The sequence below is a fragment of the Acinetobacter sp. YH18001 genome, assembly GCF_013416975.1.
GTDB lineage: Bacteria > Pseudomonadota > Gammaproteobacteria > Pseudomonadales > Moraxellaceae > Acinetobacter > Acinetobacter pseudolwoffii.
The window spans coordinates 1-23,056 of record NZ_VPEU01000009.1 but is presented as its reverse complement, the minus strand read 5'-3'; the positions used below and the strand labels follow the sequence as shown (position 1 = coordinate 23,056).

18 protein-coding genes, 7 tRNA genes and 1 pseudogene are annotated in these 23,056 nt (G+C 42.6%); 18 read left to right on the top strand and 8 right to left on the bottom strand.

The features are described from left to right. Positions 1-94 precede the first annotated feature (94 nt). Positions 95-1,111, top strand: a complete 1,017-nt coding sequence (gene tsaD / locus FTV48_RS04920; RefSeq protein WP_005171546.1) for a tRNA (adenosine(37)-N6)-threonylcarbamoyltransferase complex transferase subunit TsaD — start codon at positions 95-97, stop codon at positions 1,109-1,111. Positions 1,112-1,763: 652 nt separating this feature from the next. Here tsaD and FTV48_RS04915 read toward each other — a convergent pair. Then, entirely contained in the window at positions 1,764-2,636 is an 873-nt protein-coding gene (locus FTV48_RS04915; protein WP_179999560.1) for an ATP-binding protein, read from the bottom strand. A gap of 188 nt (positions 2,637-2,824) precedes the next feature. Here FTV48_RS04915 and FTV48_RS04910 point away from each other — a divergent pair, with 188 nt between their 5' ends. The 9 genes from FTV48_RS04910 to FTV48_RS04870 all read left to right on the top strand — a co-directional run bounded on the left by FTV48_RS04910 (position 2,825) and on the right by FTV48_RS04870 (position 6,772). Beyond that, a complete protein-coding gene (locus FTV48_RS04910; RefSeq protein ID WP_179999558.1) occupies positions 2,825-4,336 on the top strand; it encodes a DUF3336 domain-containing protein in 1,512 nt (503 codons plus the stop codon). Then, positions 4,323-5,144 (top strand): protein kinase, encoded by an 822-nt coding sequence (locus FTV48_RS04905; RefSeq protein WP_159515899.1) that lies wholly within the window; start codon positions 4,323-4,325, stop codon positions 5,142-5,144. Before FTV48_RS04910 ends, FTV48_RS04905 begins: the two co-directional genes overlap by 14 nt. 107 nt (positions 5,145-5,251) lie before the next feature. Beyond that, positions 5,252-5,336 (top strand) — tRNA-Leu (locus FTV48_RS04900). Positions 5,337-5,369: 33 nt separating this feature from the next. Then, positions 5,370-5,443 (top strand) — tRNA-Trp (locus FTV48_RS04895). Between the two features lie 37 nt (positions 5,444-5,480). Continuing rightward, positions 5,481-5,565 (top strand) — tRNA-Leu (locus tag FTV48_RS04890). Between the two features lie 402 nt (positions 5,566-5,967). Then, positions 5,968-6,053 (top strand) — tRNA-Leu (locus tag FTV48_RS04885). 404 nt (positions 6,054-6,457) lie between these two features. Continuing rightward, positions 6,458-6,542, top strand: a tRNA-Leu gene (locus FTV48_RS04880). A gap of 33 nt (positions 6,543-6,575) precedes the next feature. Further along, positions 6,576-6,649: transfer RNA gene (locus tag FTV48_RS04875), tRNA-Trp, on the top strand. Positions 6,650-6,687: 38 nt separating this feature from the next. After that, positions 6,688-6,772: transfer RNA gene (locus tag FTV48_RS04870), tRNA-Leu, on the top strand. Between the two features lie 159 nt (positions 6,773-6,931). Here the strand turns inward: FTV48_RS04870 and FTV48_RS04865 are convergent. Continuing rightward, a complete protein-coding gene (locus FTV48_RS04865; protein ID WP_005096596.1) occupies positions 6,932-7,135 on the bottom strand; it encodes a hypothetical protein in 204 nt (67 codons plus the stop codon). A gap of 436 nt (positions 7,136-7,571) precedes the next feature. Here FTV48_RS04865 and FTV48_RS04860 point away from each other — a divergent pair, with 436 nt between their 5' ends. After that, complete coding sequence (locus tag FTV48_RS04860; protein ID WP_034609047.1) at positions 7,572-7,844, top strand: hypothetical protein; 273 nt, start codon at positions 7,572-7,574, stop codon at positions 7,842-7,844. Between the two features lie 15 nt (positions 7,845-7,859). On the opposite strand, the gene gloB is transcribed toward FTV48_RS04860, so the two are convergent. Next, a complete protein-coding gene (gene gloB, locus FTV48_RS04855) occupies positions 7,860-8,594 on the bottom strand; it encodes a hydroxyacylglutathione hydrolase (protein ID WP_074382958.1) in 735 nt (244 codons plus the stop codon). A 115-nt stretch (positions 8,595-8,709) separates the two neighbouring features. Then, positions 8,710-9,052, bottom strand: a pseudogene (locus tag FTV48_RS15110) (flavin reductase); the annotation flags it as partial. Between the two features lie 152 nt (positions 9,053-9,204). On the opposite strand from FTV48_RS15110, the gene FTV48_RS04850 reads away from it, so the two are divergent. After that, positions 9,205-10,026 carry a PhzF family phenazine biosynthesis protein gene (locus FTV48_RS04850; protein ID WP_005096600.1) on the top strand — a complete coding sequence of 274 codons (822 nt, stop codon included), beginning with the start codon at positions 9,205-9,207 and terminating at the stop codon, positions 10,024-10,026. Positions 10,027-10,168: 142 nt separating this feature from the next. Next, entirely contained in the window at positions 10,169-12,940 is a 2,772-nt protein-coding gene (locus FTV48_RS04845; protein ID WP_179999556.1) for a pitrilysin family protein, read from the top strand. A gap of 374 nt (positions 12,941-13,314) precedes the next feature. Here the strand turns inward: FTV48_RS04845 and FTV48_RS04840 are convergent, their stop codons facing one another. Both FTV48_RS04840 and FTV48_RS04835 read right to left on the bottom strand, forming a co-directional pair. Then, complete coding sequence (locus FTV48_RS04840) at positions 13,315-14,379, bottom strand: amidohydrolase (protein WP_005171518.1); 1,065 nt, start codon at positions 14,377-14,379, stop codon at positions 13,315-13,317. A gap of 117 nt (positions 14,380-14,496) precedes the next feature. Then, on the bottom strand, positions 14,497-14,898 hold the full coding sequence (locus FTV48_RS04835; protein WP_005096603.1) for a DUF3144 domain-containing protein: 402 nt from the start codon (positions 14,896-14,898) through the stop codon (positions 14,497-14,499). A 112-nt stretch (positions 14,899-15,010) separates the two neighbouring features. On the opposite strand from FTV48_RS04835, the gene FTV48_RS04830 reads away from it, so the two are divergent. Beyond that, a complete protein-coding gene (locus FTV48_RS04830; RefSeq protein ID WP_005096604.1) occupies positions 15,011-15,643 on the top strand; it encodes a hypothetical protein in 633 nt (210 codons plus the stop codon). A 7-nt stretch (positions 15,644-15,650) separates the two neighbouring features. On the opposite strand, the gene FTV48_RS04825 is transcribed toward FTV48_RS04830, so the two are convergent. Beyond that, positions 15,651-17,105 (bottom strand): CYTH and CHAD domain-containing protein, encoded by a 1,455-nt coding sequence (locus FTV48_RS04825; protein WP_179999554.1) that lies wholly within the window; start codon positions 17,103-17,105, stop codon positions 15,651-15,653. A gap of 130 nt (positions 17,106-17,235) precedes the next feature. Next, on the bottom strand, positions 17,236-18,693 hold the full coding sequence (locus FTV48_RS04820) for a CYTH domain-containing protein (protein WP_159137919.1): 1,458 nt from the start codon (positions 18,691-18,693) through the stop codon (positions 17,236-17,238). A 335-nt stretch (positions 18,694-19,028) separates the two neighbouring features. Here FTV48_RS04820 and FTV48_RS04815 point away from each other — a divergent pair, with 335 nt between their 5' ends. The 4 genes from FTV48_RS04815 to FTV48_RS04800 all read left to right on the top strand — a co-directional run bounded on the left by FTV48_RS04815 (position 19,029) and on the right by FTV48_RS04800 (position 22,748). Beyond that, positions 19,029-19,412 carry a DUF962 domain-containing protein gene (locus FTV48_RS04815; RefSeq protein WP_005171513.1) on the top strand — a complete coding sequence of 128 codons (384 nt, stop codon included), beginning with the start codon at positions 19,029-19,031 and terminating at the stop codon, positions 19,410-19,412. 796 nt (positions 19,413-20,208) lie between these two features. After that, the gene (gene thiE, locus FTV48_RS04810) at positions 20,209-20,829 is read left to right on the top strand and encodes a thiamine phosphate synthase (RefSeq protein ID WP_179999552.1); all 621 of its coding nucleotides are present in this window, start codon (positions 20,209-20,211) and stop codon (positions 20,827-20,829) included. Positions 20,830-20,867: 38 nt separating this feature from the next. Beyond that, a complete protein-coding gene (gene hemL / locus FTV48_RS04805) occupies positions 20,868-22,169 on the top strand; it encodes a glutamate-1-semialdehyde 2,1-aminomutase (protein ID WP_179999550.1) in 1,302 nt (433 codons plus the stop codon). Between the two features lie 162 nt (positions 22,170-22,331). Continuing rightward, entirely contained in the window at positions 22,332-22,748 is a 417-nt protein-coding gene (locus FTV48_RS04800) for a heme-binding protein (protein WP_179999548.1), read from the top strand. The last annotated feature ends 308 nt before the right edge of the window (positions 22,749-23,056 follow it).

Here is a 23,056-nt window from a genome sequence, read left to right as displayed (position 1 = left end):
ACAAGTGAAGGTCAGTATTTTACTCATTTACATCTCATACCACAAGCATATAATAGTGACTGCAATAGAATTGATACAGGTTATAGGCAGTTTAATGATCGTTTTAGGCTTGGAAACGTCGTGTGATGAAACAGGACTTGCGCTGTATGACAGCGAGTTGGGTTTACGCGGGCAGGTGCTTTATAGCCAGATTAAACTGCATGCAGAATATGGCGGTGTGGTTCCAGAGCTGGCGTCACGTGATCATGTGCGTAAACTAATTCCATTAATGAATGAATTATTGGAGCAAACTGACGTCAAAAAATCGGAAATTGATGCCATTGCATATACGCGTGGGCCAGGTTTAATGGGCGCATTAATGACAGGTGCGTTGTTTGGTCGAACTTTGGCCTTTGCACTGAACAAACCGGCAATTGGTGTTCATCATATGGAAGGGCATATGCTTGCACCATTATTGTCTGAAACAGCGCCAGAATTTCCATTTGTGGCGCTGTTGGTCTCTGGTGGGCATTCACAGCTGATGGCAGCCTATGGCATTGGCCAGTATGAATTGCTGGGTGAATCGATTGATGATGCAGCCGGAGAAGCATTCGATAAAGTGGCGAAAATGATGGGTCTGCCCTATCCAGGTGGGCCAAACATTTCCAAACTGGCTGAACAAGGCAATCCTGCTGCTTTTGCTTTCCCACGTCCAATGCTCCATCAAGGGCTGGAATTCTCATTTAGCGGTTTAAAAACTGCTGTATCTGTACAAATGAAAAAACTGGGTGATGAAAACCGTGATGCAGATATTGCAGCAAGTTTTCAGGAAGCCATTGTCGATACCTTGGTGAAAAAGTCAGTCAAAGCATTGAAACAGACGGGCTTGAAGCGCTTAGTGATTGCCGGTGGTGTCAGTGCCAACAAACGCTTACGTGAGCGTTTAGAAGCAGATTTAGCCAAAATTAAAGCGACTGTTTATTATGCAGAACCGGCACTCTGTACTGATAATGGCGCGATGATTGCCTTTGCCGGTTATCAGCGTTTAAAAGCAGGGCAACAGGATGGCTTGGCGGTGACGACGACACCACGTTGGCCAATGACGGAATTAACCAATCCTGCGGAAGTATAAATTCAGCTTGACAGAAAGAGGCTTAGGCCTCTTTTTTTATTTGCTTAGTTACGGATGAGGTCAGAGTTGATCAGGCTGCCATGTTTTTGTTTTGACATCATATTTATACTGAACTTTATTTATATAGGTTGATTGGAAAGAGGTGTGTTTGCCTTCTTTGATCAGATGGAAGCAATTACGTATATTGCTATAAGTTTCATGTGTGCCAACATCACCATCGTACTGTGAACCCATGATACATACTTTTGAATCTTTCAATGAGTAAGTGTAACTAGGCTTTTTGATGATATTGTCTTTATCATCGTCCCAGCCAGTAAACTGATAAGTGAGTGGATATGCAAGACCTGTTCGAGTGTCTAATGCCACCATTTAATAGAATATATTGATAATTAAAATTTGCTTTTGATGTTTTTAAAGCATGTCGATATTGGGCAATATTTGTTTTTGAGCAAAAGTTTCCATTAAAAAGATCGGATTGACAGTCGGATGCTTTTTGAACCGACCCATTCGTTTGCGCATAGATTGCGGTAGTTGAAATCAGAAAATAGGCTTATAAATATTTTATTGAACATTGTTGTCATCGTTTTAGTTGTTTTAAGAATAAGAAAAGACGCTATCAATAGTTGTGAATTGATAGCGAAATTGTACGGGATTATAGGATTTTTAACTGCTGCGACCCAATCCAGTGCTTGGAAAACTGATACGCGGCACGTCCCGAACGTTGACCGCGTGCCTGACACCAGCGCAAGGCTTCGGCTCGGGTTTCCGGGGTCAATTCCATCTCAGCCTTTTTAAGATAATGCTCTACAATTTCCAGATATAAATTCTGATCCATTGGATAAAAAGACAGCCATAAGCCGAAACGGTCAGATAGCGAAATCTTCTCTTCAATTGCTTCCTGAGGATGTAGCTCAGTATATTGCGGAACATCGACCCGGGTGACAGGCGTATTTTCATGCATAAATTCTGGCAGTAAATGGCGGCGGTTACTGGTCGCATAAATCACAAAATTACTCGAACCCGATTGCAATGAACCATCTAATACACTTTTTAAACTGCGATAATTTTCATCTTCTGCATTAAAGGCCAGATCATCACAATAGACAATAAACTTTTCAGGACGGTCTGCAATCAGTTTTTGAATTTCCGGAAGTTCTGACAAGTCATCGCGTTCAATCTCAATCAGGCGTAAACCTTGCGCTGCGTATTCGGTCAGCAGGGCACGAACGATAGAGGATTTACCGGTGCCACGCGAACCAGTCAGCAAGACATCATTGGCAGGCAAGCCATTTAAGAACTGCAAAGTATTCTGGATGACTTTTTCTTTTTGTCGCTCAATCCCTTTTAAATCGGCCAGTTCCATCTGTCTAAGCTGATGAATCGGTTTGAGTTCGCCATTTTGCCATTTATAGGCATGGGCAGAAAAATCAGGAGCATGTTTTAGCTCGGGCAGACTTTGCTGAAGTTGCAACAGAACAGTCGAAAGGGTATTCAAGATATTGTCAGCTAACTCAATTTTCGCCATGATCTCAGCATTACAGATTTAAAATTATGTCTAGAATACTATCACCCTAAAATTCACAGTCAAAGCCTGAAAAGTGTGATAATTTGCTTAAAGCAGAGAATTTTCGCTATTGTTGTCAAGAACAGATCGGTGCATATTTTCTACTCCGTGCAAGATGAATGAAAAATACAATATAGGGAAGAAGGCAGATGCTGTTTAAAGATTTTACTCAGGACATTAATCCACATCAGGCCTATCGTATTAAAAAGCTCAAGCAGCAGCTGCAACAGGCTGAATCTTATGAGGAATGGAAATATATTGCGCTAAAAATAGATGAGGAATCCGGGGCACAGGAGTGGAAATTCGACAATAGCTCTCCTTATTTTGATGCAGAGGTGATTGCGCATCGTTTGGGTAAATTAAGACGCTACAGACAACAAAAACGTACCCGCGACCTGATGTATATCCTGCGTGAAGGCTTGAGTTACGATATTGCCAATATTGCCCATCCTTTATTGTTCACCGAAGCCTATGTTGGTACCAAAACAATTATTGAAGATTATGTGGAGCAAGTGAGCCAAGGTTTGGCCCATATTGCTTCGACAGATTGTGTTTGTTTGAATATTGAAGAAAAAATCGAATTTTTTAAAGGCTGTCAGCGTGCTTATGGTCAGCCAGCCCTGATGTTTTCAGGTGGCTCGACCTTGGGATTGTTTCATACTGGCGTCTGCAAGGCCCTCATGGAGCAGGATTTGTTGCCGAAGGTGATGTCGGGCTCCAGTGCTGGTGCCATCATGACTGCCATGCTGGGTGTATCCAAGCCTTCGCAGTATGTCGATCTCTTGAAAGGGCATAATTTCTTTCATGAGGCCTTTCATTTCCGGACCATGGGTGAATTGCTGAAAGGTAATGGCGGTCTGGCAGATGTCAAATACCTGAAAAAGTTTCTGGTCGAAAATTTAGGCGATCTAACTTTTGAAGAAGCACTAAAAACCTCGGGTCTGCATATCAATATTGCGGTTGCACCTTATGATTCAGCACAGGATGCCCGTATTTTAAATGCCTATACCTCTCCAGATGTATTGGTCTGGAGTGCGGTATTGGCTTCCTGTGCCGTTCCTATTTTATTTCCACCGGTACGTCTGACCAGTAAACGTTATGATGGTCAATATACCCCTTATATGGGGGCAACCCGCTGGGTGGATGGCAGTGTGCGCAGTGATTTTCCTCAGGAGAAAATGTCCCGGCTGTACAATATCAATTACACCATCGCCAGTCAGGTAAATCCGCACATCGTGCCCTTTATGCAAGATGATATTTCACGTTTCCGTAAAGGTACTTTAAGCTGGCCACAACGCATTGTACGCCGGCAGGGCGCAGTGATTACCAAAGGGGTAATGGATTTTGCCCGGGAACATGCCGGAAGCTTGCCACCTGTACGCCGCATACTCGATCACGGCTATGGGGTGGTCGATCAGCGTTATTATGGCGATGTGAATATTGTCGGTAAATATAGCCTGCGCCACTATAGCTATATGCTGCAAAATCCACGGCCCTATCTCTTTAAAATCTTGCAGCGCGAAGGCGAACGGGCCACTTGGCCAAAAATTTCCTTAATCGAGACTCAGGAACGGGTGGGGAAAACTATTCAGCATTGTCTGGAACTGCTAAATTATCAATATACTGCTGATCCAAAGCCTGAATATATTGCAACCACTTAATTTAGATCATCTTGATACTTTCGATTTTCAACCAAGAACCAAAACCCGCAGTCTGGGTTTTGGCCGACGCCTGTATTATGCTGCGGGTCAGCCCGCATTCTGGCTAAAAACTCAAGTGTCGACTAAATCTGACAGCTCAATATCATCTCCGCATGCAGAGCTGGGCTGGCAGCAGGAGCTGAATTTTTATCAAACGCATAGCCGTTCGAGTGATCTGAATTTTTTCCTTCCCCATCAAATTATTCAACAGCCATTCACCATTCAACATGAACAATTTGAACAGGCTTTGATTCTGGTCGATGCACCAGCACATTTTCAGATCATGCCAGATCAACTTTCTGTAACGCAGATTCGACAACATTTGCTGCAAGCGGTAGAACCTTTACTCTGCCTGCAACAGCTGGGCTATTTACATGCGGATTTAAAGCGGGAGCATTTTGTTGATGCTCAGGGCAGGGTATGTCTGCTTGATTTTGAACAAGTGCAAGCTCTGGATCAGAAAGTGGATGAGCTGAATGCCACACCACGTTATATGGCACCGGAATTATTCCAAGGAAAAGCCAAAAGCTTGCAGAGCGAAGTTTATGCTTTGGGCGTGATTTTTTATGAATGGCTGAGTGGACAGCGCTTGCAGGCAACTGACTATCTGGATTGGGCGTTTTTACATTGTCAGCGCCTAAAAGTTGAGTTGCCTGAACAAATTCAGATTTTTGAAAAGTTGTTAGCGCTGATGCTAGGCAAGCAAAAACAGCATCGGTTGGCAGATTTTAAAGCGGTTAAACACTACTTAGTGACTGAAATCGAATGAGAAAAATACAATAAAATCGGGATTGTTTCTTATTTAATCAAACGAGTGTTTTTTTCTTATAAACGGCTTGTCAGCTGGAAATGATCTCTATATTATACACAGCCATTGGGGACGTGGCGAAATTGGTAGACGCACTGGATTTAGGTTCCAGCGCCGCGAGGTGTGAGAGTTCGAGTCTCTCCGTCCCCACCAATTTACTTGAGTAATTGAGTAAACTGGCCGAGTAGAGGATTGGTGTAATGGTAGCATGACGGTCTCCAAAACCGTTCGTCAAGGTTCGAGTCCTTGATCCTCTGCCAAAGTTTGAAAAATCCAACGCTAAGTTGGTACCCCGATGGGGACGTGGCGAAATTGGTAGACGCACTGGATTTAGGTTCCAGCGCCGCGAGGTGTGAGAGTTCGAGTCTCTCCGTCCCCACCATCATATTAAAGCAAGGCTGGTGCCTTGCTTTTTTATTGCCTGAAATTTATACCAGCTTTTTTAAGCTGTAAAATTTTGCTGTCTTTTACGCATAGGTTTAGTCTGTTAAAGAACGTTAGAAAACGGGTCAATGCTCAGGAAAGGGCAGAACTTTAGGAAACTTTGTTTTATTAGATGCAATAATTGATATTATCCAAGTCAGCTAAAGTCTAAATTTGAATATGTGATTCTCCTGTGGTGCGTATTGATTTGATCTGTCTCGATGAAACTAGGCGACAACAGTGCAAATAGGTCAGTATTTGCGCAATACTGAATTAATTGCTTAAATTTTGATATAAAAGTATTTTCCTGCTACAGAATTGCTTGTGAATCGGGTCTGATCGCTATAATATACACAGCCATGGGGATATGGCGGAATTGGTAGACGCACTGTGTTCAGGTCGCAGCGCCTTCTGGGCGTGAGAGTTCGAGTCTCTCTATCCCCACCATTATATTGAAGCAAGGCTAATGCCTTGCTTTTTTATTGCCTGAAATTTTATACAGCAATTTTCATTGATCTTATTCTTAAATCCTTATTTTGCTTGATAGAACGTGTGTGACGGAAGTTATATAAAAAGCATGGTTGCATTATTTTGAATGCCGAGGCCATAAAATATAAGGCTTGATCTGTAGTTTGTTTTTTATACATTTTGGTTTTATGACACAAAATAAAGCTGAGACCTTTTAAAATACTGAATTTGTGGTTTCGTCTTCAAAGAGTCAAATTGTCTTGATAAATTTTATCAAAAGTAAAAAAATATAATTAACTGTTTAATTTCTAGCGGAATAGAATGTGATTGCTTGTAAAATCGCTTGTCAATGACGGTCTATCTCTATAATATACACAGCCATCGGGGACGTGGCGAAATTGGTAGACGCACTGGATTTAGGTTCCAGCGCCGCGAGGTGTGAGAGTTCGAGTCTCTCCGTCCCCACCAATTTACTTGAGCAATTGAGTAAACTGGCCGAGTAGAGGATTGGTGTAATGGTAGCATGACGGTCTCCAAAACCGTTCGTCAAGGTTCGAGTCCTTGATCCTCTGCCAAAGTTTGAAAAAATCCAACGCTAAGTTGGTACCCCGATGGGGACGTGGCGAAATTGGTAGACGCACTGGATTTAGGTTCCAGCGCCGCGAGGTGTGAGAGTTCGAGTCTCTCCGTCCCCACCATTATATTAAAGCAAGGCTGATGCCTTGCTTTTTTATTGCCTGAAATTTATTTAATCAAGATAAAAAGAAAAGCCCGTCGAAACGGACTAAAGATTGGAGAATAGAGTTGCTGAATCAGTGGAATAATTTATTTATTTTTTTGATTGAAAATAACCTGCATCAGGCTTTTAAATGATCTTCAAATTCCTCACCCAGCTGGATCGCGAGTGCATTGCCGGCCAGATCACAGGTGACCAGACCGTATTCTTTTTTGAAACTGAAACTGAAACCACGATCATCAGCCAGGGTGCGAACGGAATATCCTAATTTTTCTAACCATAGTCGAAATGCAATCAGATTTTTAGCTTTAACCACTTTTTTCACGAGATCACTCCTTCATCATTGTTCTATCTTAAATAAGGGTGAGAAATTTTGTTTTAAAGGGCAAATTCCCATATTTAATTAATTTAATCTAATTTGAATGTTTAGTGAACATCGTATGCTCGCTAAAGAAGCAGTTTATGACTTAAGTAAATGATTTTTATAATATTGAATAGGTTGTAACTAAATATTAAGTTTTTATAGCATGTAAATAAATTTAATTATAGTTTAATTTCAAAGGCTTATTTTGCTATTGATCTAAATTTGAACTTTATCAACACCATAAAATGTAAGAATAGGGAATGCCGAAGCATCGGCATATTAAAGTTGCATTGATTATTTAATCGGATCATTAGCAGCTGCTGGTTTTCTGAGCTATCGTTTGAGATGCATACGCTATACTATCAAAAATGTAATTCTTGAATTAAATACGATTGCCATGACTGAACTGACGATTGAACACAATGTGAATCAGCAAATTGAATGGATGCAGCAACAGGGCTTAGATCCGGTTGCTGTGATGCTGGGACATGAGGACTGGTTGAATTTTACAGTGCAATCGAAAGTAGCCTATACGCCGTTTGGTAGTGCACGTCGTTATCAACCGGCCTTAGCTGGTTTGCTGCTGGTACGTGTTGACGAAATGCAGGCAGTGCGTGTCGTCACTCAAGACGAACTGGATGCTTATGCGCAAAGTCACCAGATTCTTTAACATGGATCTTTAACTCTAGAACTGATCTTTCAGGGTTCTCAAGCGCTGAAACTCTTCCACACTATCCGCACGCAGGAAAGGATTGGTTTGTAATTCATCTTCAATGCTGCTTGGCAGCGTGCACTGGCCTAACATACGCAAGCGTTCGATATGCTCGAAGCGTTCCAGAATTGCCTGATTGTCCGGTTCGACGTGTTTGGCAAACTGGGCATTCGACAGGGTATATTCATGCGTGCAATAGACCTGCGTACGCGGCGGTAAGGCTGCCAGACGTGACAGTGAATGATACATCTGTGAATAAGTACCTTCAAAAACCCGGCCACAGCCCATGGCAAATAAAGTATCGCCACAGAACAGCACATCAATCGCATCAATGAAGTAAACGATATGGCCTAATGTATGGCCTGGTACTGCGATCACTTGAACATCTGCCCCATGAAAGCTGAACTGTTCTTCATGCTCAAGTGGATGCGTGATAAACGGAATTTTACTGAGTTCTGCACGCGGGCCATAAACAGGCAGATTTTGTCCCTGAATTAAGCCGGGCACACCGCCAATATGGTCTTTATGCCAGTGCGTTAACCAGATTTGACTTAAGGTTAAACCGTGTTCGGCACAATAATCTTGCACCAATCCTGCTTCGGTCGGGTCAATGACTGCGACCTGATGAGAAGCCGTATGTTCCAGCAACCAGATATAATTTTGCAGCGAGTTCTGGACATCAATACAGTGAATTTTAAAAGGCATCATAGCGCATCAAACCAAATGAAGATTGAGAATAAAGTAGCATAATTTCAGATGCTCTGGGCTTGCAGATATTATCTGCTCATCCGGGATAATTTTTGTTTATGTCCCATTTAAAAAATTATACGTCCGAATCATCAACGCTTACCGCCTTGCCAATGCTATAAAATTGTCCACCAGTCACATGATGAGTACTTTTCCATTCTTCACTCACTACATGATAATGTCAGTGACTGTCGCGGAAGACTGATCATTGGCATCGGCTGCAATCAGCTTGCCAATAAACAGATCATGCATTTGCTGGTTATACGGCCCGGGAATCAGCTCGCAGAGTATTTATGCAGCACAGCCTTGCCCAGAGAAATATCAAAACCAAAGAATTTAAATAACCTTAGGCCAGATGGTGCTAATTTTTCAGGTACATCATGCAGGCTCAGCCTACCCAGCCGATAGGATTTTTCTAGGAGAACACTTTGAAGATGGGGGTTGGTCATACCGCATCATTCACTATATTGGTGTATTTAAGTGGCTAGATTAGTTAGATTATTAGCATATTCAAGTTCACTCTTGCAAAAAGCTTTTAAACTAGAGATTGTGATATTGAGGACTTCAGAAAATGAAAATGTACCAGGTCGATGCGTTTACCACGGAACTGTTTAAAGGAAATCCAGCTGCGGTGATTGTGCTGGAGGACTGGCTCGAAGATGAACTGATGCAAAATATCGCCTTGGAAAATAATCTGTCTGAAACAGCTTTTGTGAAAATAATTGATGCAGAAAATTATGCTATTCGCTGGTTTACCCCGACCAAGGAGGTGGATTTTTGTGGTCATGCAACCTTGGCCAGCAGCTTTGTATTATTCAATCAATTTGGTACGGCAAAAACGATCCAGTTTCATGTGAAAGATCTGGGGATCTTTGTGGTTGATCAGGATACAGATGGCAAGATCAGAATGAACTTTCCAATTCGCCGCGCAGTAGCCGTCACAGAATATCCTGAAGCCTTAAGACAGGCATTGAGCAAACCGTTTAAGCAGGTTTATCTGAATGCACAAGGTTATATTGTCGAATATGAGTCAGTACAGGATGTGCTAGATGAATCACCTGATTTTGAATTATTAAAACAATTAAATGGCAAGCGTACCGCGATTACTGCTCAGAATAGCTTTTTAGATGTCGCGATTACCTCGCAAGATACACAATATGATTGTATTTCACGTTATTTTGCACCGAGTAACGGAATCAATGAAGACCCGGTCACAGGGTCTATTCACACCGGAATTGCGCCACTTTGGGCAGACAAACTGGGTAAAAATGAACTGGTCGCTTATCAGGCATCAGCGCGCGGTGGTGTACTTTATTGTGCTTTGCAAGATCAGGAACGAATTGAAATTTCGGGTTATGGCAAATTATATATGCAGGCTGAACTTTATCTTTAATCTCTGATTACATAGATATGCATGTCGTCAGGCAAGGCGGCATGTTATTTTAATGATTCAATTTAGAAAAGACTATTCAGAATAAGAATCATTCTCTAAAATGAGCGCGAATAAAAATTTACATTGAAAATCTGGATGAATAATGTTGGTACGTTATAAGAATTTAAGCTTGGCGATTTTGTTGTCGGGTTGTAGTGCGCTGAGTTTTGCACAACCTGTTTTGGTGAAAACTGAACAGAATGTGGAGGAATATCGTCTTGATAATGGTTTACGAATTATCCTGGCACCGAATGATAAAGAAAATAAAATTTTTATGAATACGGTGTATTTGACCGGTTCACTGAATGATCCTAAAGGAAAAGGTGGTCTGGCGCATCTGCTGGAACACTTGGCTTTTAAAGGCACTAAAAATGTCAAAGGTGATGAATTTCAGCGTCGGCTCGATCAATATACCTTAATGACCAATGCCAGTACCGATTATTATTCAACCAAATATACCAATGTCATTCGTCCTGAAAAAACGGCGCTAAGTGAAGTAATTTTCCTTGAAGCCGAGCGTATGGATCAGCTGGTTCTTCAGGAAAAATATGTACCGACCGAAATTGATATTGTAAAGCGCGAACGCGAAATTCGTCTGGATCAGCCATTTTCAGTACTCATGGATCAGGTGTTTAAGTCGGCTTATGGCAATCAGTATTTGGGCCGTTTACCGATTGGTGATCTGAATGAGCTGCAATCCATCAATATGCAGGAATTGAACCAGTTTTACCGGAGCTGGTATGCACCGAATAATGCCTTTATGGTGATTTCAGGCAAGTTTGATAAGGCAGAAGTATTAAAGCAGATTGATAGCCATTTCAGTCCGATTCAATCGCGAAGTGTACCGGCGCAAGTGAAAGTTCCGGCTTTAAAACCTGAGCAGATTCAACAGCGTGAATTTACTGTGCAAAAGGGCAGTGATCTGGCCAAATTCAATATTTACCTGAATGGCCCGGATGAAAAGATCAAGACTGCTTTGGCTGTTTCACCGACGCTCTATACCTTGCAACCGAGCGGGCATTTATATCAGAGCATGGTGGAAAGTGGAAAGTCGACCATGGTGCAATCCAGTACCTGGTTAGATAAAGACTTTAATCTGGTGTTTATGGGCGCGATCTATGCACCCAATCATCAGCCAAAAACTGTGGAACAGAGCTTGATTCAAGGCGTAGAGCAAAGCCAGCCATTTACCGAGGCCGAATTAAACCGAGTTAAAAACCTGACCCGCAATCAGGCTGATAATATTAAAAATAGCGCGACTGCTTTAGGTTCACGTTTAAGTGATTATGCCGTGGCTTATTCGGGTGACTGGAGCCAGTATTTTAAAGATCTGAATGCGATTGAAAACCTGAATGTGAGTCAGGTCAATCAGGTTTATAAAGGCTTTCTAAAACCTGAATATCGTATTTCTGGCAATATCCTGCCAACACCTGAAGATCAGAAAAAAGCGCAGGAAGTGACACAGACGGAAGCACCGAAAAAAACACTGGACCAACAGGCTGAGACAGAAGGGCCTTTAAAGGATGTCAGTGTTTATCAGGCGGAAGTGAAGCAGTATGTAGCGCAATCCAAGCAGTATTTATCTGCCAAGGACAAGCAGATTCAGCGTGGTAAGTTAAAAAATGGCATTAAATACGCGCTGTTCCCAACCAATATTCGCGATGACAAGGTGTATGCCACAATTTCTCTGGATTTTGGGACTGCGCAAAGCCTGATGAATAAAGGCGAGATTCTGGATCTGACCGCGTATTTAATGCTGCGCTCATCGGAAAGCCAGAGCTTGCAGCAGATTGCTGACAAAATTATCGAAGTAGGCGGTTCAGCGACTGCCAGCCCATCGAGTAATGGCCTGAACATACAGATCAGTGCCAAAAAAGAGAAGTTTGCAGAGTTTTTCCAATATGTGGTTGATGTACTAAAAAACCCTGCATTTGAGCAAAGCCAGTTTGATTTGATCAAGGGTCAGACCTTATCCAGTCTGGATCGTCCTTATACCGAGCCAGATACAGTGTCGAGCCTGACTATGGCGCGAACCATTGAAGTTTATCAACCCGGTGACATTCGTTTCCATTTTGAACCTGAACTGGCCACCAGGCAGTTTAAAGCAGCCACTCGTGAGCAAGTGGTCGCTTTGTATCAGCAATTCTTTAAAACGCATCATGCACACATTGCAGTGACTGGGGAATTTCAGCCAAAATCTATACAGAAAATGCTGAAAAATAGTTTCGCGGACTGGAAAGCGGCACAGCCTTATGAACGCCTGAAATCAGAATATCGAAGCTATCCAGCCCAAAAAATTCATACCTTGTCTGAACAACGTGAGTTCGGTAGTTATCAGGCATTGCTAACCTTCCCGGTGGGGGCAGACCATGCAGATGTACCTGCTTTACAAGTCTTCCGTCATATTCTGGGTGACTCTCAACTGTCTTCCCGTTTGGCTCAGGAATTACGTGAAAAAAATGCGCTGGTCTACGGTTTTAGTGCCCATGTTCAGTTTAATGAATGGGCCGATTCAGGTGCTTTGGCACTGGGTGCCAATTATACCGCAGGTAAATCTGCACAGGTTTCTCAAACGGTGCATCAGGTACTCAATGAGCTGCTAACACGTGGCGTAACTGAACAGGAAGTGGAAGCGGCCAAAGCCAGCATTTTGAAAAAACGTGTCAATGCACTGGAAGATGATCGCCGTATTCACAGTATGTTGGTTCCTCAACTGGAAAAAGATCGTAAGCTGATTTACCGTGAAAAACGTGATCAGGCGATTGCCCAACTGACAAAAGCCGACATTGATGCCGTGATTAAAAAATACATCAAGCTGGATCAGTTGGTCGAAGTGATGGCCGATCAATATGGGAAAGAAATCAAAAAATCATAGAATTGATCTACATTAAAAAAAGTCCTCCTCTAATAGGGGGACTTTTTACTTCTCATTGTTATTAGAAGCTCTAATTTAAGTCGCTTTTCTGGTAAGCAGGATTCCACCTAAAACGCCAGATAGCACAACACTGGGTAAGCTCCACCAGAAAGTGGCAAAAAGAAACAGGAAAATCCCAGCTGATACTAATATTGCTCCAACAGCGATATCTTTCTTAAAAGCGAAGTGAATAATATGTTGGTAATAATATGATGGGATTAAACTAGAAAAGATTGCTCAGCAAGTATAGAAAAGCCTATCTGATCGGGGACTCGCGATTATTTCCTCCCAGAGCATATGTATTTTCCTTCTTTCTTTAAAAATCCAGACGCTTCTTATAATTTATAAAATGCTTTGGCATTCTCATAAAAAACTGGCTTTAACGCGTTTTCATCATAGTCCTGCACAATATCGCTAAAAGCATCAATGATATTCACGAGTGAGCTGCTGACACTGTCCATTGGAAAGTTGGAGGCAAACATCAGGCGTTCAGAACCAAAGCAATCTAAAGCATGCTGAATCAGGGGAGCTGCACGTTCCAATAATTCCTGTTTATTGGCTAACCGTTTCTGCTGATGAAAATCATGACCTAGAACGGGCATAAACAGGCCAGACATTTTAGTCGATACATTTCTGCACTCGGACAGTTCAGCCAGTTGATCTTGCCAACTTGAAAATATCAGGGCGCGATCTTGTTCGGTCTTGCCTGTAGCTTTGCCCACCTTGCCAAATAAGCCGACAGGCGTACCGAGGTGATCTAGTGCGATGGGTGTTTTAGGAAAGGCTTTAGCCAGTGCAGTCACATCAGCAATCTGGCTCGAATAGACCCAGGCATCAAAACTTAAGTCTTGCTGGGCCAGTTCCTCAAAGCCCTTCAGGAAATCTTTGTTGCGATAGAGATGCGGCTCATCGGTCCAGGCATGAATGCCTTTGTCTGGATGTACCGCAGCCATTTTACGGATGCCGCGAAATTTGGGAGAAGCTTCCTGATGCAATTGAATCAACTGTTTAAAGTTTTTCTGCCGCGGATCCGCCGTAGCGATAATGCCACCGAGCTGGATATTATGCTGATCAAAAGGAAGTCCGGCCACAAAACGGGTTTCATCAACCACGCCTGTACCTTTCTGATCATGCCAGCTGGCTTCAACATGCACAATTTGTTCGACTTCATAATGCCCTAGATCTTTGTTGTAGTTCGCAGGCAGATAAGGGGCGGTCAGATGCTCGGTCAGGCCAATGGTCTCAATCACATCTTTAGGTTTGAGCAGCCGCACCATTTTGTCCAGTAATTTAGGATATTTGCCAAACAGTTTTACGGCAAATGCTGCCGCGTGTGGGGTGTTGTACGGATCCCATTGGTGAATATGTGGGTCAATGATCGGGAAGGGAAGTTGCTGCATGCTATGCCTTGTTTTAGTGTATTTATTATTCAATTTATATGGGGCTAAAATCAGTTCGAAGTCAAGATGATAAATTAAGGCAAATAAAAAAGCCCCGCGGGGCTTTTCATATTTTAATCAATGATCGTGCTTGTGATCATGGTTATGCTTGTTGGCATGAAACTCTTCATTGTGACGGAAACGTAAATAGTTTTCGAACTGTTCACAGTATTCATCATAGTTATCTTCCAGCATCATTTGGAATTGCTGCATAATATAAGACATCACCTGATCTTTGGCATCGCGCATTTCGTTGCCATCTTTAAAGTTATTCGCTGCCACCCAGGTATTAAAACGGGCAGTACCAAATAACATGGCTGCACTGACTTGACCGCGCTTATCACTCGGTTTCTCCTGCGAGCCTTTTTCTACGCGACAAAACTCGTTGGCTTGTTGAATAAATTCATCAGCACGTTCAAAGAATGCCGCATTTAACGCTTCTTCTTCGGTTACATCGGTTGCTTCAATCTTTTGAACCATGAATTTTTCCTGACCATCATAAAATCTTAATGGCTAATTATAGGCAAAGCCTTGCAGAAACTAAACCTTTGCCTTAATCTAAAAATAGCCTAAGCATATAAAAGTGAATGCCATGCAGGATGCGATTGCGGTACAAAGTCTGAAAAGTGATATTGCCTTATTGCGCCAGAATATCTGGCCACCGGCAAATCTGGCCAATGTCGAAGGTCTGCCGATTTATTATGGAACCAAATCGCAGGTCGAAGAATATTACACCCAGTGGCTTGGTCTGATTGAAAGGGCGCAGGATCTGTTCCAACCTTTCATGGACGATGAAACCCTAGATGCTATCCATCTTCCCAGTCATTTAAACTTGCCGCTGTTTTATTTTCATGTTGACCGAATCAGGCTAAATAAAACCCGGGCCAAAGAATCTAAAACTTTTCGTGGTGTGGCCAGCCTGATTGAAAAATGCGGGCAGTTTGAACCCGAACAGATCGCAGCCATGCGACACTGGCTCGACAGTGACGATACCGCGGCTTTGGTGGCACACCGCGAATTTGTAGACTTACGTACTTATGTGTTTCAGCATGGTCAAAGTGAATATACACGTACCCGTTTTTATGTGAATGGTATCGTGCTGAGTGTCGAGCCACATTTTGAGCTGATCGATGCCCGTGATAAACCACGTAAGCAACGCAGTGATAGTTATAATGACCCTCTGGCCGATAATAATACCTGGAAAGTGTTTGGTAAATATCGCTAGCCCGGTTTTACCAGAAGGGTTTGGTATTTTCAGCAAACTGCTGTAAACGCTCGGCTGCTTCACTCGACAAACGCTGCTGTTCCGCGCTTATCCAACCCAGCACAAACCAGGCTTTGCTATTTTGCTTGACATACGATCTAAACAGTTCGTCTGCCACAAACAGGTCGTTATAATGCCCCAAGCTTTCCTGTAAGGGTTTTAGGGCTTTCAGATAAGTTTTCACATCCTTTTCAGGAAATAAGCTCTGTAAAAATTCTACGTTATAGCGCAAGCGTTTCACCCGTTTACGCGTGCGATGCCGCGATTCAATATCCAGTTCCTGATAGTTTTCGGCATCCTGACAAATTTGCTGATGTAACTTGCTCAAACCTTTACACAAAATTTTATGCGAAGATTTGGCTTTGCTATGCATTTTTTCCTGACTAAAGCTGAGTAGTTGCAGTATCAAGTCCACTGTAGCTGAATGTCTGAACAGCGCGCTAATATCTGGCTGTTTTTGTCGATGTGGTGGTAATTTTAATAAGGGTGAGCCGGCTTTTTCCAGTTGCGGAATCAGACTTTCTGCAAGGGCATCGCGATCTCGGGTAGAACCCAGTTGCTGAAAAATATCTCGCAGCTGTTCCGGCCATTCTGGCTGTACATGTTCAGTCACAGACTGGAAAATTTTAAAGGCACTGCGTAAGCGCCGGATCGCGACACGTGCCTGATGCACATGATCGCTGTTATAATGATCAGCGGCAATCGCAGTTGCATTCGGAAAAAGATGAGCCAGACAGTTGGCTACGATTTTCTTTAAAATAGTAGCAATCTGATCTTTCTGCTCAAGTTCTAATGGCAGCTGATGCTGCACAGGCAGACTTTCTTCACCCTGTAATAGGGCATAACCGCGTTCCGATTTACTCCGCGTATCCAGCCATAAATCATAACGTTGAATCCATGGCCGAATGAAATCAATCAATTCGCTCAATTGACCGGATTTTAGCTCAAATTCGACTTCATAAATATCAATGGCTTGATCCTTATGGCGAATTTCCCCTACATCAAAGGCAATCTCAATCTGGCTATTTTGATGTGTTTCGGTCAGCACATAACGCGCGACATCTGTTTCAAATTGCAGAATAAGCGGTATATCCAAATCGCCAAGCGCCTGTTTCAGGATTTTTTTTGCCGGTTTGTGTTTGCGATATAACTGAAAATCACAGCTTTCAGGTGGGCTTTTTAATGTATGTTCAAGTTCAAAACGTTCAAATTGCTGCTCAGTAGGTGCTTTCAGGGTTTGAATCCATTGCTGGTCTTCTAGACGTTGTCGCAAGGCGATTTGATTTTGTTGGAGTTGTTGTGCTTCAGTATCGAAGTAGCGCGCACATAAACGATGCCGAGTCGGCTGAAGCTTCTGGAAGTCCTGTTCAAATTGTGCACGTGACTGTGACGGAATCTGGAATTTAAGCTCTATTTCTGCCATCGGGTCATTCCTTCTCGATGTAGGTTATACAGATCAATATAGCTCAAAGATTAGCCATGGTGTGATGTGCTTCTGCAACAAAAAAAGCACGCCGTAGAGGGAGCGTGCTTTAAAATGTTCTTAAAGATATTTATTTGAGGAATTTACGGCTCACCAGAAACTGTTCTGTCGCCTCAAGCAGTTTCTGGGCATAGACTTCCTGTTTAGCAGCCAGCCAGCCTAATACAAACCAGTCACTCGCCTCCAGTTCAGTTTGCTGAATATACACTGCCGAAGAAGCTAAAGTTTGATATTCACCGGCTGCAAGTTGTGCATCATTCAGCGCTTTGCTGTACTTCTGCAAGTTTTTGACGTCATAGATTGTGGTTAAGATCGGAAAGCTGAATTTAAGTTCCTGAATCCGGCTTGCCAATTGATCCAGACTTTCAAAATTGTTAATTTCAGTCTGGTTCATCTGTTCTTGCAGCGCTTTATACTGCTGTTGCAGCGTGGTTTGTGCCGCAGTTTTTAAATCCAGAGCAGCATGTTCATCTTCAGTTAAACTAAAGGTTAATAACTCCAGATAATGATGCACATTTTGCGTTGATTTGACCAGGTTGCCCAGTTTTTCCTGAGCATACAGAATATCTTTACTCAGATTTTCCGCAGTGGTCGGATTTTGCAGGAAGCTGGCCAAGCTGTTTTGCATATGCTGCAAATGTTGTAAATGCTCGAACTGCTGCTTAAAGGCAGCCATTTGATGTGCCCATTTGTCCGAAAGCTGCGGATGCCAGTCTTTAAACAGCAGCAAAGTGAGATATAGCTGATCCAGTGCCAGTTGAGCCTGCTGAATATGTTCCTGCTGTGCAACCTGAGCTGAAATCGCGGCGATATTTGGCAATAAATGTTGCATCTGCTGCGCAATCAGACTGCATAGGGTTTTACCAGCGCTGTCTTTTTTACTGATCTGGAACTCTTTGGCGAAGGTGGCCGGGCTCACGCGTTGTGAGGTGGCCAATAAATTACCAATTTCTGCCTTGCTGCGTACATCGAGCCAGAGCTGATATTTCTTGACCCATTCAAAACTGAATGCCAATAAATTGTGTATCAACCCACTTTTTAGCTCAAACTCGACTTCATGTACCTCTTGTTCAGCATTTCGGGTACGGATCTGCCCAATATCCAGACTGACTTCGATTTGTGTGTCTTGGTATTCAATTACACGCAAGGTGCGGGCAATATCGGTTTCGAATTGCAGTTGTAGCTGATCAGACTGATTGCCGAGCGCATGGCTCAGAATCGCCTGTGCTTCTGGGAACTGGGTATAAATACTTAAATCCAGTTCAGGAGATTCAGTTAATTCCCCCAGATCATGATTATGTTCAAAGCGTTCAATATGGCTTTTACCGGCAGCTTTCAGGGTTTGCACCCAGCGCGTACCTTCCAGACGCTGACGTAGTGCTACCCCGTGCTGGGCCAGTTGACGGTCGGCAGTATCATAATATTTGGCTTGAAGCTGGATCTGTTGAGACTTTTTCGGATCAAGTGCCTTGAGCAGCGCAGTGCGTCGTGCCGCAGGAATCTGGAACTTGAGTTCAACTTCAACCATAATGATTTTCCTATCTGTTTAGTACACGCCAGCATGTACTGATATTTTTCGCTTTAATGAGATGCTGAAAATTCGGCGGGCAATCGCCGCAATTATATTTTTAGATGTATGCGTGGCAGATTGTAACCAAAATCAAAATGCATGTAAGACTTGACCTGCATATAAAAATATTGAACAGGAATTTAAATATTGGCTTTGAGCTGTTAATAGGGTTGCAAAGCGAGAGGAATTGCGGCTTTGCTTGGAAAATATCTAAGAATATTCGAGCAAATCAAGAGACTGTTAATTGGCCAAAATATACGCTAAGGTAAAAGAAAACATCAGGACGATGAGAAATGAATGTACAAGTACAGCCAGAGAATACCCATGTGATCGCGCATCAACCCCAGATGCCGATTGGCAATTATCATGAGTTTTACCGCTTTTATTTGACCGAACACCGGCATATGGTCAGTCGCCGTTTACATGTCGCAGGTAGCAGTATCGGCCTATATTGTTTTACTCAAGCCATTCGTCAAGGCAAACCACGATATTTTGCTTATGGTTTGCTTTCGGGTTATGCCTGTGCCTGGATTGGCCATTTTATCTTTGAACGCAATAAACCGGCCAGTTTTAAACAGCCGGTGTATAGCTTTATTTCAGACTGGCGTATGTTTGCGGATGTCCTGCGTGGTCGTCTCAGTCTGCTTGATCGCAAATACGATAAGATTTCAAGTTAAACTCAGGTAACTTTCATCGGATTGTGTGGCTAGGGAACATGATCTTTCGATAAAAGACTTGCAAGTCGCCATTTATTATTCTATTAATTGTGTTATTGCTTATTCAGTTTGATGGAATTTGATCAAAAGTTATAGTTTACTGAATAAAACAGTTTTCCAAGCCTGGAGCGACCTTCTCCGGGCTTTTTTTATATCTCTATTTTTTAAATAAATTTACTGACTTCGTTGCCATTATTGCGTAAATATTCATAGAACAAGTCATGCGGATCATACATAAAGAAAATGATCCTTTCTAGCTTTGAAACGTCTCCCCACAAACGTATTATTCAAAACTAGAAAGGATCGGGTGTCACCAACACAGGTATTTATTTTTCTGGTTATTTTCTGTGTCTAACGCTATTTAAGTCTTTTCGCGCTAATTGGGCCATCCCTGAAATTGGGTATTTTTTAATCTTTTTGAGTTTAATCTTAAAGAGGCTTAACAATATTGAAAATTTAAAGGCAAAAAAAACCGCTCTTAGAATTTTGCAACTTCTCCACCAAGTTATCTGCAAAATCCTAAAAGCGTTTGTCGGAGGGCGTAAGCATTAACACTTTATTATTTTTGTTATAAAGCGATTAAAACCCATATTTTATAGTCGGTATATCCCTGAAAATGGTGATATTTTAGATTTAACTGGAAAATTGCGCTAAAAAACTGCAAATCTGTTGCTACCCGGTCGCGGAAACAGCAGGACTGCGGCAATTAAACCGAGTTATGCCTATAATAGAGCCATCCTAGCAAGTGGCGAGCAAGATGCGCGGTTTATATTTAATTACCAATGATGATCCCGTAGAACTTTTATTGGCAAAACTGGAAGGCGCAATGGCCAATGGCGGCATTGCAGTATTGCAATATCGCCGTAAAAAAGTCGCCAAACAAGATCAAATTTACGAAATCGAGTATATGAAAGCCATGTGTGCTGAATATGGTGTGCTTTTTGTGATTAATGATGATCTTGAAATGGCCGTTAAATACGGGGTGGGTGTGCATTTGGGTCAGGATGACGGGTCTATTGTCGAGGCAGTTGCACGCTTGCCGAAAAATGTCTTGATTGGTCGTAGCTGTAATAACTCGCTTGAGCTGGCTGAACGGGCCATTGCCGATGGTGCAAACTATGTGGCATTTGGTGCCATCTATGCCACCGACAGTAAACCTGAAGCCGGTAATATTGGCTTGGAAACCTTAAAACTGGCCAAAGAGAAATTGAACGTGCCTTTATGTGCCATTGGCGGTTTAACGGTTGAAAATTCCAAAGAAGTCATTGAGTCAGGTGCGGATTATTGCGCCGTGATTAGTGATATATTGGGCTTACCGATGAATGCCATTCCTGAACGTTTAGATGAATGGTCTGCGCTTTTTCAAGCTACAGCATAAAATTTTTTGATTGATTTAATTTTGAGTCGAGTGCCTTCATGAGCTTATCTCCAAAGCAAGAACAATTGTTCAAACAAGCCAATAAACATATTCCGGGTGGCGTCAATTCACCTGTACGCGCATTTAACGGCGTCGGTGGTACACCGGTCTTTATCGAAAAAGCCCAAGGCGCATATTTGTATGATGTAGACGGAAAACGTTATGTGGACTATGTCGGTTCATGGGGACCGATGATTCTGGGTCACGCCCATCCTGCGATTATTCAAGCCGTTCAAGAGGCAGCAGTAGATGGTTTAAGCTTTGGTGCGCCAACAGTTCATGAAACCACGCTTGCCGATATTATTTGCGAGATCATGCCGTCGATTGAATTGGTACGTATGACCAACTCGGGCACGGAAGCCACCATGACAGCGATTCGTTTAGCGCGCGGTTATACCGGCCGTGACAAGATTGTAAAATTTGAAGGCTGCTACCATGGTCACTCAGACTCGCTTCTTGTAAAAGCAGGTTCGGGCTTATTAACTAAAGGTGAGGGCGAAGCAACGTCTGCGGGTGTTCCAGCTGATTTTGCCAAGCATACCATCACGCTTCCATACAATGACATTGCGACTTTAAAAGAATGCTTTGCCAAGTTTGGTGCTGAAATTGCCGGCGTGATTGTGGAGCCTGTGGCAGGCAACATGAATCTGGTGAAACCAATTGACGGTTTTCTGCAAGCGATTCGTGATGTTTGTGATGAGCATGGTTCAGTCTTTATCATCGATGAAGTGATGACCGGTTTCCGTGTTGGCTTAGGCGGTGCGCAGGCACATTATGGCGTAACTCCGGATTTAACCACATTGGGTAAAATTATTGGTGCAGGTCTGCCAGTCGGTGCCTTTGGCGGTAAACGTGAAGTGATGGAATGCATTGCGCCACTGGGTAAAGTGTATCAAGCAGGAACATTGTCGGGTAATCCATTGGCAATGCGTGCCGGGATTGAGATGTTCAAGCATCTTCGTGCTGAAGGTTTCTATGAAAACCTATCTGCGCAGTTGTCAAAACTTCTTGCAGGTTTACAAGCAGCAGCAGACGAGGCGGGCGTACCCTTTAAAACCCAACAGGTCGGTGGGATGTTTGGTCTGTACTTCACCGATCAGGAAGACATCACCAGCTTTGATTCGATGTTGAAATGTGATATCGATGCTTTTCGTAAATTTTTCCATGGCATGTTGAATCGGGGGGTGAATTTAGCACCTTCTGCATTCGAAGCTGGCTTCTTCTCGGCTGCACACAGCGATGAAGATATTGAATTTACCATTCAGGCTGCGATCGAGACTTTTGCTGAGATGAAAGCTTAAATTTTAATTTTTTAAAAATCCTCCCTCTTGCGAAGCGGTGCTTTTCACTTTTCAAAGGAGGGAATTTTATCTGTACAAATAATAAATTTCCCATCTTTTCCTTGTGCCATATCTGGCTCAGGGTTAGGGGAGATTAAATGCTAAAATTATGGATATTCATTCATGCAAACCAAACATTATTTGACTCTAAGTGATGCGGAATTTCTATTGGATCACACCCATCAATATGCAATTCAGAACAGCTTCAATGTCAGTATTGCCGTAGTCGATGAAACGGGCAATTTGCTTGCGATGAAACGTATGGATGGTGCAGCACCGATGACTGCAAATCTGGCCATTGAAAAAGCCAGATGCTCGGCGATGAGTCGTCGTCCATCCAAGCTGTTTGAAGATATTATCAAAGGCGGGCAGATGGGCTTTCTGACTATGGAAAGTTTCTCGGGAATGCTGGAAGGTGGCGAACCGATTCTGTATCAAGGGCAACTGGTAGGTGCGATGGGTGTATCAGGTGTGAAATCATTTGAGGACGCTGAGATTGCGCAGGTGGCAATTAAGAAGTTTTTGGCGCAGCTAATTTAATTCAAGATAAAAAATTGATTATCTAAACTCAATAAATTTATCTAAAAGTATACCAAAATGAAGCGTGGAACGTGAAATATCAACTAAAAAGCTCAATTAGTTATAATTGGGCTTATCTATATACAATAAGGTTATGAATTATATAAAATAAAAATAGAATTTTGTATAAGTTGTATTATGTTGATGTAAATCAGGCGGAGCGTGCTGCTTCAAACAATGCAGCCTTCGCCTTTGATGATAAAATTAAAGCGCTGAATGTGACATGGTCGCATTATATTCGACCCGAAATGCCATTAATAATTAATGCT

Coding starts and splice junctions, on each gene's coding strand:
- tsaD (WP_005171546.1), top strand. CDS start 95: ATGATCGTTTTAGGCTTGGAAACGTCGTGTGATGAAACAGGACTTGCG.
- FTV48_RS04915 (WP_179999560.1), bottom strand. CDS start 2,636: ATGGCGAAAATTGAGTTAGCTGACAATATCTTGAATACCCTTTCGACT.
- FTV48_RS04910 (WP_179999558.1), top strand. CDS start 2,825: ATGCTGTTTAAAGATTTTACTCAGGACATTAATCCACATCAGGCCTAT.
- FTV48_RS04860 (WP_034609047.1), top strand. CDS start 7,572: ATGACTGAACTGACGATTGAACACAATGTGAATCAGCAAATTGAATGG.
- gloB (WP_074382958.1), bottom strand. CDS start 8,594: ATGATGCCTTTTAAAATTCACTGTATTGATGTCCAGAACTCGCTGCAA.
- FTV48_RS04850 (WP_005096600.1), top strand. CDS start 9,205: ATGAAAATGTACCAGGTCGATGCGTTTACCACGGAACTGTTTAAAGGA.
- FTV48_RS04845 (WP_179999556.1), top strand. CDS start 10,169: ATGTTGGTACGTTATAAGAATTTAAGCTTGGCGATTTTGTTGTCGGGT.
- FTV48_RS04840 (WP_005171518.1), bottom strand. CDS start 14,379: ATGCAGCAACTTCCCTTCCCGATCATTGACCCACATATTCACCAATGG.
- FTV48_RS04835 (WP_005096603.1), bottom strand. CDS start 14,898: ATGGTTCAAAAGATTGAAGCAACCGATGTAACCGAAGAAGAAGCGTTA.
- FTV48_RS04830 (WP_005096604.1), top strand. CDS start 15,011: ATGCAGGATGCGATTGCGGTACAAAGTCTGAAAAGTGATATTGCCTTA.
- FTV48_RS04825 (WP_179999554.1), bottom strand. CDS start 17,105: ATGGCAGAAATAGAGCTTAAATTCCAGATTCCGTCACAGTCACGTGCA.
- FTV48_RS04820 (WP_159137919.1), bottom strand. CDS start 18,693: ATGGTTGAAGTTGAACTCAAGTTCCAGATTCCTGCGGCACGACGCACT.
- FTV48_RS04815 (WP_005171513.1), top strand. CDS start 19,029: ATGAATGTACAAGTACAGCCAGAGAATACCCATGTGATCGCGCATCAA.
- thiE (WP_179999552.1), top strand. CDS start 20,209: ATGCGCGGTTTATATTTAATTACCAATGATGATCCCGTAGAACTTTTA.
- hemL (WP_179999550.1), top strand. CDS start 20,868: ATGAGCTTATCTCCAAAGCAAGAACAATTGTTCAAACAAGCCAATAAA.
- FTV48_RS04800 (WP_179999548.1), top strand. CDS start 22,332: ATGCAAACCAAACATTATTTGACTCTAAGTGATGCGGAATTTCTATTG.